This is a genomic window from Shimia isoporae, from assembly GCF_004346865.1.
Classification (GTDB): domain Bacteria; phylum Pseudomonadota; class Alphaproteobacteria; order Rhodobacterales; family Rhodobacteraceae; genus Shimia; species Shimia isoporae.
Window position 1 is genome coordinate 587847 of sequence record NZ_SMGR01000001.1, and the last position, 13606, is coordinate 601452.

15 protein-coding genes are annotated in these 13606 nt (G+C 58.0%); all 15 read right to left on the reverse strand.

Going from position 1 to position 13606, the window contains the following annotated elements:
• Window positions 1–42: 42 nt before the first annotated feature.
• Window positions 43–771, reverse strand: coding sequence for an SDR family oxidoreductase (locus BXY66_RS02925; protein WP_132858679.1), 729 nt, complete (start codon window positions 769–771; stop codon window positions 43–45).
• Window positions 768–2300: an ATP-dependent DNA helicase gene (locus BXY66_RS02930; protein ID WP_132858680.1), complete on the reverse strand. Its 1533-nt coding sequence runs from the start codon at window positions 2298–2300 to the stop codon at window positions 768–770. Before BXY66_RS02930 ends, BXY66_RS02925 begins: the two co-directional genes overlap by 4 nt.
• Window positions 2301–2413: 113 nt before the next feature.
• Window positions 2414–3424, reverse strand: a complete 1011-nt coding sequence (locus BXY66_RS02935; RefSeq protein ID WP_132858681.1) for an ABC transporter permease — start codon at window positions 3422–3424, stop codon at window positions 2414–2416.
• Window positions 3424–4518, reverse strand: a complete 1095-nt coding sequence (locus tag BXY66_RS02940) for an ABC transporter permease (RefSeq protein WP_132858682.1) — start codon at window positions 4516–4518, stop codon at window positions 3424–3426. The genes BXY66_RS02935 and BXY66_RS02940 overlap by 1 nt, the downstream gene beginning before the upstream one ends.
• Window positions 4511–6088, reverse strand: coding sequence for an ABC transporter ATP-binding protein (locus tag BXY66_RS02945; protein WP_132858683.1), 1578 nt, complete (start codon window positions 6086–6088; stop codon window positions 4511–4513). Before BXY66_RS02945 ends, BXY66_RS02940 begins: the two co-directional genes overlap by 8 nt.
• Window positions 6085–6441: a molecular chaperone GroEL gene (locus BXY66_RS02950; protein ID WP_132858684.1), complete on the reverse strand. Its 357-nt coding sequence runs from the start codon at window positions 6439–6441 to the stop codon at window positions 6085–6087. The genes BXY66_RS02945 and BXY66_RS02950 overlap by 4 nt, the downstream gene beginning before the upstream one ends.
• Window positions 6442–6526: 85 nt before the next feature.
• Window positions 6527–7516, reverse strand: a complete 990-nt coding sequence (locus BXY66_RS02955) for a BMP family lipoprotein (RefSeq protein WP_132858685.1) — start codon at window positions 7514–7516, stop codon at window positions 6527–6529.
• A gap of 159 nt (window positions 7517–7675) precedes the next feature.
• Window positions 7676–8092 carry a GNAT family N-acetyltransferase gene (locus BXY66_RS02960; RefSeq protein ID WP_132858686.1) on the reverse strand — a complete coding sequence of 139 codons (417 nt, stop codon included), beginning with the start codon at window positions 8090–8092 and terminating at the stop codon, window positions 7676–7678.
• Window positions 8085–8675 (reverse strand): tRNA (adenosine(37)-N6)-threonylcarbamoyltransferase complex dimerization subunit type 1 TsaB, encoded by a 591-nt coding sequence (gene tsaB, locus BXY66_RS02965; RefSeq protein ID WP_132858687.1) that lies wholly within the window; start codon window positions 8673–8675, stop codon window positions 8085–8087. Before tsaB ends, BXY66_RS02960 begins: the two co-directional genes overlap by 8 nt.
• A 10-nt stretch (window positions 8676–8685) precedes the next feature.
• On the reverse strand, window positions 8686–9126 hold the full coding sequence (locus BXY66_RS02970) for a GFA family protein (RefSeq protein WP_481882081.1): 441 nt from the start codon (window positions 9124–9126) through the stop codon (window positions 8686–8688).
• Window positions 9116–9679: a NifU family protein gene (locus BXY66_RS02975; protein ID WP_132858689.1), complete on the reverse strand. Its 564-nt coding sequence runs from the start codon at window positions 9677–9679 to the stop codon at window positions 9116–9118. The genes BXY66_RS02970 and BXY66_RS02975 overlap by 11 nt, the downstream gene beginning before the upstream one ends.
• Window positions 9680–9950: 271 nt before the next feature.
• Window positions 9951–11552 (reverse strand): hypothetical protein, encoded by a 1602-nt coding sequence (locus BXY66_RS02980; protein WP_132858690.1) that lies wholly within the window; start codon window positions 11550–11552, stop codon window positions 9951–9953.
• A gap of 124 nt (window positions 11553–11676) precedes the next feature.
• Window positions 11677–12135: a DUF2267 domain-containing protein gene (locus BXY66_RS02985; RefSeq protein ID WP_132858691.1), complete on the reverse strand. Its 459-nt coding sequence runs from the start codon at window positions 12133–12135 to the stop codon at window positions 11677–11679.
• Between the two features lies 1 nt (window position 12136).
• Window positions 12137–12592: a universal stress protein gene (locus BXY66_RS02990; protein ID WP_132858692.1), complete on the reverse strand. Its 456-nt coding sequence runs from the start codon at window positions 12590–12592 to the stop codon at window positions 12137–12139.
• A gap of 132 nt (window positions 12593–12724) precedes the next feature.
• Window positions 12725–13585, reverse strand: a complete 861-nt coding sequence (locus tag BXY66_RS02995; protein WP_132858693.1) for a branched-chain amino acid aminotransferase — start codon at window positions 13583–13585, stop codon at window positions 12725–12727.
• Window positions 13586–13606 lie beyond the last annotated feature (21 nt).

The following is a 13606-nucleotide window of genomic DNA, read 5'->3' on the forward strand; positions in this document are numbered from 1 at the left end:
GTGGCAGGTCATGGCGACGGTCTCGACATGGGGCCGTCGGACCTATCCTCGCCCGATAAAGGGCATTTTGGTCGCCATGACGGTCATGAACTGGACGTTGGATGCCAAAGGCATTTCGGCCATATGCAACACAGAGCGGGCGGCGTCATTGACGTCCATTGTAGCGATTGGATCTTTGCCATCTGCTATCAGAGCGTCGTTCAGGCCAGAGACCATGTCCGTGGCTGCATTGCCTATGTCGATCTGACCGCAAGCGATGTCATGTTCTCGTCCGTCCAGCGACAAGGTTCTGGTGAGCCCTGTAATGGCGTGTTTGCTCATGGTGTAACAAACAGAACCCTCGCGCGGGACATGGGCAGACAGAGAACCGTTGTTGATGATGCGGCCACCCTGTGGCGCCTGTTTGCGCATTTCTGCAAAAGCGAGTTGGGCCGCAATGAACATGCCGCGCACGTTGACGTTCATTACTTCGTCAAATCCGGTCAGGGGCACCTGATCTATGGGGCCAGCCGGGCCAAAAAGACCGGCGTTGTTGAACAGGGCGTCCAGGCGACCGACTTTGCCGACAAACATCGAAAAAGCGTCTGCCAAGGCGGTTTCGTCTGTTACGTCGGCCTGAAGTACAATCGCGTTCGGATTCGTTTGCGCGATCGCTTCCAGCTTGTCCGCGCTGCGGGCAAGCAACCCGACCGTCCAGCCGGTTGCAAGGAACAGTTCGGCTGTTGCGCGTCCGATACCTTGGCTGGCGCCAGTGATTATAATGCTCTTCATGGCTCTTCTCCCTGTACTTCGAGCGCCAATGGTGCAGGTGCTGATGGCAGATCATCGATCCGCAGGTCGTAAGTCGGCTTGGCCAGACGGTTCCGCACAACCCAATAAAGGCGTTCGCTGGCCCGCGTAATGGCAACATAAGCCAGGCGCTTCCAAAGAGGTTGTCCGGCCTCGATGCGATTCATGCGGGCAGCGACAAAGAGATCGGGAGCAAAGACCTGTACGTTTTCCCACTGCGAGCCTTGTGCCTTGTGAATGGTTACGGCGGCACCGTGCAGGAAGGTTGCGCCCATGCGGGCGGCGAAAGGGATAAACGGTTCTTCTTCGTCGGGCTTTTCGATCTTCACGATCGAAGCGGCCGAGACACGGGGATCTTCGGCCCCCATGACGTGTAGTCGTGAGAACCCCGGCTTTCGACCGGGCCCGAGATAGACAACCTGTGCGCCCTTGATAAGGCCGCGCGCTTCCAGATCCAGACGCTTTTTGCGGTGCTTGAGCGGCAGTTCGATGCCATCACAGATCAGGGGTTCACCTTCCAAAAGTTCGTCTTCGGGTGCGTGATGCACTTGCCGGAATGCGTTGATCAGTCGAATGCGTGTCGCATTGCGCCAGACAAGGACGGGGCTGCGGGCCATCAGGTCCACCTCGACCCTTTGTCCGAGAATAACCCGGTCATCGCTGCGGGCGGTATCCTCTATCATCCGTTCAAAGTCCTGAAACGAAAGTTGCGGATCCGCCAAGGCGTGCGCGAGATCAAGGATCGGGTTGTCTGCTTCCTGTCGGTGGATGCGTTCGAGGTTATAGACGGCAGGTGCGGGAAGCTTGTCGAACACCATGGCGCCGGATTGGTTCACGGGGGCAAGCTGCGCTGGATCACCAAATAGAACGAGCGTTGAGAAAATCTCGCGCAGATCTTCGTACTGCTTGTCATCCAGCATAGAGCTTTCGTCGATGAAGCCGATGTCGAGCGGATCGTCGCGGCGTTTCCAGCCGGTGATAAAATCCGAACCACGCAAGCCCGCTGCTGCGAGCGCACCCGGGATGGACTTGTTAAGCTTGTAGAATTCGGCGGCGCGGTCGAGTGCTTCGTCGGTGAGGCCTTCGATTTCGGGGCGTTCGCCGTTTTCTGCCAGCCACTCGGCAATCTTCTCGTATTCCGGGTCATAGACCGGCGTGTATATGATGCGATGGATCGTGGTGGCGGGAACGCCGCGCATCCGCAAAACACTTGCGGCCTTGTTGGTCGGGGCAAGGATGGCGAGGGTGCGCTTGTCTTTTTTTCGCTTGCCTTCGTAATCACCCGACACAATGTCCACGCCAGCGTCCTGCAGCGCTTTCACCAACTCTGCGAGGAGGTGTGTTTTGCCGGAACCCGCTTTGCCGGTGACCGCGGCGACGGAGATTTTGCCTTCGGTTGCAGGCGTTAGAATGCCCTCATCCAAATCGACACCGACGCCTTTCAACATGGAGGAAATGTTGTCGAAGGCGTCCGCCTGATCGTGGCTGAAGGTAAGAGCGTTCTCGGTCATGGCGCGACCCTACAGCCGGTCGCGGGGAGGGGCCAGCGGGTTTCTGGGGAAGTTGCCGCCTGGCAGCCATTGCTACGAAAAAGCCCCGCCGGAGGGGCGGGGCTTTGTTGGTTTTAGCGTTCCTTGATGTAAGGCTCTGCGCTGGCCTTGGGTGGGATGGCCTTGCCGATGAAGCCGGCGAGGATCACCACGGTCAGGATGTAGGGCAGGGCGCCAAGCAGCTGGATCTGGACTTTCATTCCGATCACGGCCTCGATCAGGTCGGGACGTGTTTCCAGCGCCTGAAAGAACCCAAACAGCATACAGGCCCACATCGCGTAGACAGGACGCCATTTCGCGAAAATTAAAGCGGCAAGAGCGATGAAGCCGCGCCCCGCGGTCATGTCTTTGACGAAACCTGCCTGAAGCGAGGTTGCCATATAGGCGCCTGCGAGACCGCACAGCACACCACAGATCAAGACGGCTGCGTAGCGCAACTGAATGACTGAAACGCCGGCGGTGTCTACGGCCGCCGGGTTTTCGCCCACCGCGCGCAGGCGCAAGCCGAAGCGGGTGCGGAACAGTATCCACCAGGTCGCGGCAACTGTGATCAGTCCGAGATAAACGAGGATCGAGTGTCCGGAGATCAGTTCAGAGTAGAATTGCTGTACCGGACCGGCTTCGGCGATCATCTGGCTCAGAGGGCGGCCCGCCGCTTCTGCGTCAGATGGGCCGATTGCGAAAGGCAGTTCGACATTCCCGAAACGGCCATTGCCGGTGAGGGGGGGTGTTCGGCCACCCTGCTTGAACCAGCTTTGGGCGATTAGCACAGTCATGCCAGCGGCCAGAAAGTTGATGGCCACACCCGAGATCAGTTGGTTGCCGCGGAAAGTGATCGAGGCAAGACCGTGGATCACGGCCAGCAAGACCGATGCGGCTATGCCAGCCAGCAGTCCAACCCAGGCGTTTCCGGAGTAGTAAGCAAATGCTGCGGAGAAGAAGGCCGCAATCAGCATTTTGCCTTCCAAGCCGATATCTACGACGCCAGAGCGCTCGGAGAAGAGTCCGGCAAGACAGGCAAATAGCAGAGGCGTGCCAAGACGGATGGAGGTGTCCAGTAGTTGGACGATGTCCAAGAATTGCATCAGGCGTTCCTCCGGCGCATAGCGATGAAGAGTTTTTCAATGGGTTCGCGGACCATGTTGTCCAATGCACCGGTGAAGAGGATCACGAGGGCCTGGATGACCACGATCAGTTCGCGCGGAATGTTGGTCCAGAGGGCCAGTTCTGCGCCGCCTTGATAGAGGAAACCAAACAGGATCGCGGCAAGGAACACACCAAAGGGATGGTTGCGGCCCATAAGAGCCACCGCGATACCAATAAAGCCTGCGCCTTCGGTTGCGTTCAGGATCAGGCGTTCGCTTTCACCCATTGTGGTGTTGACCGCCATCATACCAGCTAGCGCACCGGAGATCAGCATAGCGATCACAGTGATGCGAACAGGGCTGATGCCGGCATATTTTGCGGCGGATTCCGATTGGCCGAAGGCGCGGATTTCGTACCCGAGGCGTGTGCGCCAAATCAGGAGCCAGACAAAAACACAGGCCGCAAGCGCCAGGAAGAAACTCACGTTTGCCGGGGCGCCACGGAACATCTTGGTGGTCTCGGTAGAGAACATGTCCTGGAAGGACGGAAGATGGGTTCCTGCAGGGAATTTCGCCGAGGCCGGGTCCATGGCGCCGACTGGGCGCAACAATTCAACAAGCACATAGTTCAACAACGCTGCGGCGATGAAATTGAACATGATCGTGGTGATCACGATGTGGCTGCCGCGGCGGGCTTGAAGGTAGGCCGGAATGAGCGCCCATAGGGCTCCGAAACAGGCCGCGCCGACGGAGGCACCGAGAATGGCGAGCGACCAATGCGGCCACGGAATGTAGAGACACACCAGTGCCACGCCGAGGCCGGCGATCATCGCCTGACCTTCACCACCGATGTTGAAAAGCCGCGCGTGAAACGCAACAGCCACGGCAAGGCCCGTGAACATGAAGTTGGTGGCGTAATAGAGTGTGTAGCCCCAGCCGGACGACCGCATGAGCGCGCCATCGACCATGAGTTTCAAAGCTTCGAGCGGGTTTTCACCGATGGCCAGAATGACCAGCGCGGAGAAAAAGGCTGCGAGCAAAAGGGAAATGACGGGGATCAGGACGATGTCGGCCCATTTTGGCATCTTATCCATCGTTGAGAGCCTCCTCGGAAGCGCCTTTGGCGTCATCGGCCACGGCGGAGGTGTCAGTAATACCGGCCATCAAAAGGCCGAGTTCGCGTTCGTTGGTCTGCGCCGGATCGCGCTCGCCCATGATGTGGCCGTCAAACATGACCGCGATGCGGTCACTGAGCGACATGATCTCGTCGAGTTCTACCGAGACCAGAAGGATCGCTTTGCCCTGATCGCGCAGGTTCACGATTTGCTGGTGGATAAACTCGATCGCGCCGATGTCTACGCCACGGGTCGGCTGGCCAATAAGCAGAAGGTCCGGATTGCGTTCGATTTCACGTGCCAGAACAATTTTCTGTTGGTTGCCGCCGGAGAAATTCTTGGCTGCGAGTTTCGGGTTGGGCGGACGCACGTCGAAGCGGTCCATCTTTTCTTGCGCTTCGGCCTGAATTGCGGCGTTGTCCATGAGCAGGCCGGCCTGATGATCCTTGTCGCGATGATAGCCGAACACGGTGTTTTCCCAGGCGGAATACTCCATGATCAGACCTTCGCGCTGGCGATCTTCGGGCACGTGGCTGATGCCAGCATCACGGCGCGCACGCCCGTCTGCACCGTGACCGGACAGTGGGATCTCCGAACCGTTCATAGTGATGACACCGGTCCCGTCCGCAAAGCCGCCCAGAACCTCGAGCAGTTCGGACTGTCCGTTTCCTGCGACGCCCGCAATGCCGAGGATTTCCCCTGCGCGGACATGCAGGTCTATGCCTTTCACGCGTTCGACGCCCTTTTCATCGATGACACGCAAGCCTTTGACATCAAGAATAGTTTCACCGGGCTTGGCGATTTCTTTATCGACGCGCAGCAGGACTTTGCGGCCTACCATCAGTTCGGCAAGCTCTTCCGGCGAGGTCTCGGAAGTTTTGACAGTGGCCGTCATCTGGCCACGGCGCATCACCGAAACCGTGTCGGTGGTGTCCATGATTTCTCGCAGCTTGTGCGTGATCAGGATGATGGTTTTGCCTTCCTCACGCAGGCGATCGAGAATCCTGAAAAGCTGGTCGGCCTCGGCCGGAGTCAAAACGCCCGTCGGTTCGTCCAGAATAAGGATTTCGGCTTTGCGATACAGAGCCTTGAGGATTTCAACACGTTGCTGGTGGCCAACGGAGAGGTTTTCGATGACCTCGTCGGGGTCCACGTTCAGACCGTATTCTTCTGCCAGATGCTTGAGTTCCTTGCGGGCCTTGCCCAGCGAGGTGTTCAGCATTGCGCCGTCTTCGGCGCCGAGGATGATGTTTTCCAGAACGGTGAAGTTCTCGACCAGTTTGAAATGCTGGAATACCATGCCAATGCCCGCCTTGATGGCGTGCTGGCTATCTGGGATCAGGGTTTTCTGACCCTTGATGAAAATCTCGCCCGCGTCGGCTTTGTAAAATCCGTACAGGATCGACATCAGCGTGGATTTCCCCGCGCCGTTTTCGCCGATGATCCCATGGATCGTGCCGGGTTGGACCGAGATGGAGATGTCTTTGTTGGCCTGAACGGGGCCAAAGGCTTTGGAGATGCCTTTTAATTCTATCGCCGGTGCGGTCATTCAGGTGCTCCGAGTCCTGCGAAGCCAATCGCTCGGGTGATCCGGGATTGGTCGTCGAGGTCAATGAAATATTGGCCCAGCTGTTCGTTGCCGTCCGGCATGCGGAAGGCGACGGTCACGCGGAAGTGCCCAGATGTCTCGCTGGTTGCCACGGCTTCGGCAGTCGCGCCGGGAGCGTACTGGCTGTACATGCCGACATATTCGACCAACGATTGCGCGTCGGTGATCGGGTCAGGCGTGCGGGGATCAGCATAGGAGATCTGGGAAGACAGCGTCTCGCGCAGCTTGTCGCTGCGGGTGTCCGCGTCAGCCTCGCCCCATGCGGCGAAGAAGCTTTCAATCGCGTGTGTCATGACGGGCCTTTGGTTGTGGAAGGGGCCGCGCCGTACTGGCACGGCCCCGATTTTCAAACCCGGAGAGTGATCCGGGCGGTTCGTCTTATTCCACCGGGCAGGTGTTGTCGGACATGTAGTCGTGAACGGCCAGTTCGCCGGACGCGATTTTGCCTTTGGCCATGTCAACGGAAGCTTTCATGTCGTCAGACACGAGAGACGCGTTGTGTTCGTCCATGGCGTAGTCGATGCCGCCGTTGGCAACGCCCATCACGTTGAAGCCGGTTTCCAGACCTTCGCCAGCTTTCATCGCTTCGTAAACTGCGTTGTCCACGCGCTTCATCATGGAAGTGAGAACCTTACCGGAGTGCAGGTAGTTCTGGTTGGAGTCTACGCCGATGGACAGGATGTTCTCGTCCGCTGCGGTTTGCAGAACGCCAACGCCTGTGCCGCCTGCTGCTGCGTAAACAACGTCAGCGCCCTGGGCGATCTGGGCTTTGGTCAGCTCGGAGCCTTTTACCGGATCATTCCATGCTGCCGGTGTGGTGCCGGTCATGTTCTGGATGACTGTTGCGTCGGGGTTCACAGCTTTGACACCCTGAACATAGCCGCAAGCGAACTTACGGATCAGCGGGATATCCATGCCGCCGATGAAGCCGACAGTTCCGGACTTGGACGCCTGTGCGGCCATCATGCCGACAAGGTAAGAGCCTTCGTGCTCGTTGAAGACAACGGAGCGGACGTTCGGGCTATCGACAACCATGTCGATGATCGCGAACTTGGTGTCAGGATAGTCAGGTGCCACTTCGCTCAGCACGTTGCCGAATGCGAAGCCGGTCATGACGATCGGGTTTGCGCCAGCTTCGGCGAAACGACGCAGAGCCTGCTCACGCTGAGCTTCGGACTGCAGTTCGATTTCGCGGAAAGTGCCGCCGGTTTCTTCAGCCCAACGGGTCGCGCCGCCAAAGGCTGCTTCGTTGAACGATTTGTCGAATTTGCCGCCAAGGTCAAAGATCAGCGCCGGCTCTGCCAGAGCTGCGCCTGCGGACAGGGCAACGGCAGCGGCTGCGCCGAGGAATTTGTGCATGAGGCTCATGAATGTCTCCCATATGTTGAGCGGGTCGGTCGTTGTTTTTGCCGTCCCATTGGTTCAATCCCGAAGGATCATCGTGCAAGTAAGGCCACAGTGTCCCAAGGGGTCAACCAAATTTTTGACTAAATGGCCAAAAAAAGGGTCGGCGAATCGGGCCTGCCGTTAGTTTAGCGCCTTTTCCATAAGGCTGGCAGCTATTTGGGCACCATCGTCGCGGTGGTAATACCCCGGCCTTCTGGCGGTGGTGTGGTATCCCGAGGTCTCGTAAAGGGCAAGCGCGGCACTGTTGTCTTCGGCGACTTCAAGAATTGCCCTTACGGCACCCCGGTTTCGCGATTCGTCCTCAAATGCGCGGAGCAGCGCGCGGGCGTGGCCCATGCGCCGGGCCGTCGGGTCAATCGCCAGCGTCAGAAGCTCGGATTCATCTGCGACTGCGCGACCGAGGATGAAACCCTCGGGACGCGCAATACAGAACACAAGTCTGCTGTCGAGGAGCGAAGCGATTTCCTCCGCCGACCATGCTCGGGTTGTATCAAACGCAGCGGCATGGAGTGCGGCAAGTGCGGCAGGATCAGGCATCGAGGATGACCGGCGCTGGATCACGCGGCGGCGCGGCGTCAGCGGGTTTGATATACAGTGGCGCCGGGCGCGGCGGGTTCTTCTGGAACTCCGCAGCGGCGATGCGCGCAATGTTTGTGACGAGTTGGGCTGCTGCAGGGAGCGGGCGGGCAAGAGCTGTGTCAATCTCAGACAGCGGAACCAGCTTAGGCTCCGGATAACCCTCGCCGAGTGCATATACCTGGTCGCGCGGGGCGGGGACTGTGGCGATGTGGCGTTCCGCCTGGTCCAGCGAGATTGCCTGAAATGAAGACACGCCAACAGCGGGGATTCCCAGCCCGAGAGCGAGGCCACGCGCGGCGCTGACCGAGATGCGGATTCCTGTAAAGTTGCCTGGTCCGACACCGACACCAATTGCCGAGAGGTCTGTCCACGAGCAATCTGCTTTGGCCAAAGTTCCTTCCAGCAGAGGCATGAGGCGTTCGGCCTGGCCCCGCTTCATGTCTTCGCTTGCAAGGGCGACGGTTTCATCGCCCCGACGCAATGCGGCCGACACGTGTGGTCCGGAAGTATCAAATCCGAGGATCAAGGGGGCAGTGGTCACAAGAGGTCCCTCAGGTGGCGTTGTTCAATGTGTCTCGAGCGGTCCCAGTGATGCGCGGGATGTCATCGTCGACGTGCAGCCAAGGATAGGCTGCCTCTGAATGGCAGTGCAGCGCAGGGGGTAGGTCTGCGGCCTGATCGAGCAGACCGAGGGGAACATAGACTTGATCCGGCAGATACTCAAACCGCGCCATCAGAGGCGAGCCGCAAGAGTGACAGTTCCAGCGCGTGACGCCCTCTGAGTGGGAAACCCCTGCGTCCTGTTCCGGAGATACGGTTAGGTCGGTCGCGCCAAATGCCGCAAAAGCCGGTAGAGGCGCGCCGGTCCAGCGGCGGCAATCGGAGCAGTGGCAATAGGCAACGGTGGTCGGCGGCATCTTGGAACGCAAAAGGACGGCGCCACAATAGCACCGTCCTGAAAATGCCTTGTTCGTGCTGTCCTTAGACGGCAACCGGGCGTACCTCGGTCACTTCCGGAATGTAGTGACGCAGCAGGTTCTCGATGCCCATTTTCAGGGTCAAGGTGGACGAAGGGCAGCCAGCGCAAGCGCCTTGCATGTGCAGGTACACCACTCCGCGATCAAAACCGTGGAAGGTGATGTCACCCCCGTCCTGCGCCACAGCAGGGCGGACCCGCGTGTCGAGCAGCTCTTTGATCTGGCCGACGATTTCGCCGTCCTCGCCGTGGTGTTCAGCGTGGCCGGACGGGGCGGTGGCTTCGCCTGCCATGACCGGCTGACCGGATTGAAAGTGTTCCATTATCGCGCCGAGGATCGCTGGCTTGATATGGTCCCATTCGATGTCATCGCCCTTGGTGACGGTCACGAAGTCATTGCCAAAGAACACTCCGGACACACCGTTCACTGCAAAAATGCGCGTCGCCAACGGGGACGCAGAGGCGCCTTCAGCAGTAGGGAAATCGGCCGTGCCTGCCTCCAGCACGGTCTGGCCGGGCAGGAATTTCAGAGTGGCCGGGTTCGGCGTGGATTCAGTTTGAATGAACATATGGCAGACCTTTCCTATCAGGAATGGATATGCGCCTGCTGGGGGCCTGTGTCAAGGATTAGAATCGTTCTAAGAAGTCTGTTATAACGAGCCGCTGCACGCACAGCCGCTTATCGATCCAGTTGGAGAGGAAGAAAACCCACAGCACTGCATTCCGCTGGACAAAGAGCAACACCGTGTTCCTTGCGCGAATTCACATGGTTTTCCTGTTGCGGTTACGCCAAGCGGCGAGCTGAGCAGAGAAATGATCATGAAAAGAGGTAGCATTTCGTTAGCCTCCTAAAGACGGGTCGCTATGGTGGTATGCAGCTGCAAGCATCAAATGTACGAAGAAGTCGCGAACGTAGGCTCGGTTCTCTTTCTTGTGCTTAAAAAGAAGATTGCTGGTGACGTTATTCTCCTCCGCGATGAAATTGCGGAGGGTGTCACGCCAGATAAAATACGACTGGAGGTCTTTTATGCGCCAGAATTGCCCCTCGCGAAGGGCAGAGGCGCTGTTGTCGGGCGCATAGCCGTATTCCGACCATTTCTCCACATAACTTGCACGCAAATCGTCGCTCGCCCTGACTTCCAGCATTTGACTTGAGAGCCGATGGTAATGAATGACGATTGAGGTCGCCTCTTTTGGAGTGCCGTTGTCGCATCGGGATCGAAAGACAATTCGGAAAAACCAAAGATCGCTGTCGTCATCGCCCGACGTTTCCGGGGCGCCTTGGAAGGGCACTATCATATAGGTCGACATCAGCAAGTAATCGTCGGCGCTGAGTGTGTGCTGTATCTGCGCGCTCAAGGAAGCCTCGGCGCCCGCGGAAATCTCAACCACGCCAGCGTTTAAACTGGCCTTTAGACCACCTGAAAAATCCACATCGGAATTCTGAGTGATCTCGGTGCCGCATTCTTTGACCGATGTGATCTGATAGTCGGTAAGAGATGACAGCAGGTTGGCGGTATTGCCGGAGGCGTTCACGCCAAAGCGGCGGTGAAAGGAGCCATCCATGTGAAATGCAAAGGCACGTTGCGCATATTCCATAGTCACCAGCTTGATTGGCGCGATTGCGTCGACTGGGCCGTCAAAACCTGCTCGTTTGGCACACAGTGTGAAATAGCTGTCCCTGACTTGGTGAGCTTGGCCTCCGAATTTATATGCTTTGACAGGGAATGGGGCGCAGGCTGCCCGCCGCACCCGCGCCGCTCGTTGAAGGTCTTCCCCGATCATCAAGTCCGCCTGACTTTCCCGGCTGGAGCGCGAAACCAGCTGATAGGCTGCTATTGCCGACTGGACTTCCGGACGGTCGGTTGCTGCGATGGCGTAACCGTGCCTTGCAGATACCTCATAACGGCAAGGGGATGGACGATCACAAACAGAAGGGTCGTTTCCCGGGCAGTCTCCTGAAGTGCGGCAAATCCGTGAATTGATGGGGCTATCGGTGAAGACGTATGTCGCGTTGTGCAGAATTGGCGAGAGGTCTCTCTCGCGGATCAGTTTGCGATGGCCGAACTCTGTGATGACCAAAATGGCCTTGTCATCATGCGCGTTTTCAAAATCAGCCAGTGGCACATAACCTATGGGACGCACCACAACGCCGATAGGATACATCTCCTGTTGCTCGAACTGCGCGTCGTCGCAGCGCACATTCACAAAGCGCCCCGGATTGATGGTCACAAAGAAATCGTGGTCGCTATGATAGCTGGGGTTCTCAGAGGATTCCTCACTGCCGAACACCAAGTTCCAAAGCAGCTTCGGACCTGTTGGATCCTGGCTGGATGCGTCTTCCAATCGAGGGCAGGGATCGTAGCCCTCCGCGAGGCCGGAGGAAACTGAAAAAAAGAGAGCGACAAAAAGCGTCGCCAAACGGGAGAAAAAATCGGACATAACAAATTAACCAAGGAACAAAGTTCAATGCGCGGACTATAGCACAAATTGGAACGAATGTGTTCAGCTTGGTTTCTTCCGGCAACTTTGTCGGCCATCGGATTGTTTTGAAAAGGAGCGAGCGCTAGACAATCCGTTGTTCCAATTCGGCGGGATCGTCGACATCGACATGCCAGAAGGCCTCTGCTTGGGGGCCGATGCTTTTGAGGACGCGGTCTAGATCGATCTGGCGAACGTGGCGCCGCAACGCCCATGCTGTAGCCTCGATCACTGTGTCTGGCGTCAAGTTATGGTGCAGCCGGAGGTTTTGGACGTCCGCGAGTTGGTCACCACGGCTCCCCCACGCAACGATGGGGCTGGTCGTGTCCCAATCCTGAATCAGGATGGCACGTAAGGTTGAGGGCAGGACCTGAGCAAAATCGACCACTTGTTGCGGCGTCAAGCGGGCGCGAAAAGCTCGCAAAACACCGTCAACCGCGGTGTACGTGTTGTTGTCAGATTGCAGTTCCATGCGCTGGCGCGCGTCTTGCAGGAAAGCTTTGAATTCGCGCTCGGAGTGCCGATATGTCCACGGCATCGGCATGTCAGGTAATCGCTTCGAGCTGCTCTTTTGTCAGGTCTCCGGGAACAACTGTCATTGGCACCGGCATAGAGCCGGAGTTGCGCGAGAGCTGAGTGACCAGCGGTCCGGGGCCTTTGCGGTCTGTGCCCGCGCCGAGGACCAGAACACCAATCTCCTCATCCTCACGGATTTCGGACAGGATTTCGCTCACCGCTTCGCCTTCGCGGATTTTGAGTTCGGGATCGACGCCCTGACGATCGCGCATCCATTTGGCAAAAACCTCGAAATGGACCTCAATCCGCTCCCGTGCTTCTTCCCGCATAAGGTCGCTGACCCCGATCCAGTGGTTGAATTCTTCGGGTGGGATTACGGACAGCACTTTGACACCGCCGCCCGTATTGGCGGCGCGCATCGCGGCGAAGCGCATTGCGTTGAGGCATTCGCGGCTGTCGTCCAGAACCACTAGGAACTTGCGCATCAGGTTTCTCCCGTTTGGGCGATATTGGCGGCAAGGGGCTTGTGGCGCAACAGATTTTGCGCGTTTTGGTTGCCTGGCAAACGTGGGGGCAGTGGCCCGGTGCGTCGGGGGCGAAGCTCCGGGCCCAGTGTATCAGGCGGACGCAGCCCAATCCCAATACATCTCGCGCACGCGGCGGGTGACCGGGCCCACCTGATACTGACGGTCGTCAAATGCAGATACAGGTGTGACTTTGTTCATGTTGCCGGACATGAAGACTTCGTCGGCTTCCTCAAAATCTGTGTAGGTCAGAACTGTCTCATGAACGGTCACGCCATCAGCCTTTAGGTTTTCGATGTGGCGGGCACGGGTGATGCCGGACAAGAACGTGCCGTTGGGTACGGGGGTAAAAACCTCACCGTCACGCACCATAAAAATATTTGCCGTAGCGGTTTCCGCCACGTTGCCCATGGCGTCTGTCACCAAAGCGTTTGCAAACCCTTTGGCACGTGCTTCGCGGAGCATGCGCGCGTTGTTGGGATAGAGGCAACCTGCCTTGGCATTCACAACTGCGCTTTCCATCACCGGACGGCGGAAGCGTGTTTTTGTCAGCGTTGCGGATGCGGTTTCCGGTGCCATCGGGATTTCTTCGAGACAGATCGCAAAACCTGTCTTTTCGGCACTGGGGACAATCGCTGTCGCGTCGCCGTCGATGCCCCAATACATCGGGCGGATATAGACTGCGGCTCCTTGATCGTAGGCTTTGAGGCCTTCCAGAGCGATGTCCACCATGTCTTCGGTCGAGACGGTAGGTGTCAGCATCAGGGCTTCGGCGGACCGGTTTGTTCGCGCGCAGTGTTTGTCCAGATCGGGGGTCAGCCCGTTGACGAAACGTGCTCCGTCAAAAACGCCGGACCCCAGCCAAGCGCCATGGTCGGCGGCAGAAATAACCGGCGTGTCGCCGTCATGCCATGTGCCGTTGAAAAAAGTACGGATATTCTTGCCTGTGGCCATTTTGGAAACTCCCCTCTCGCT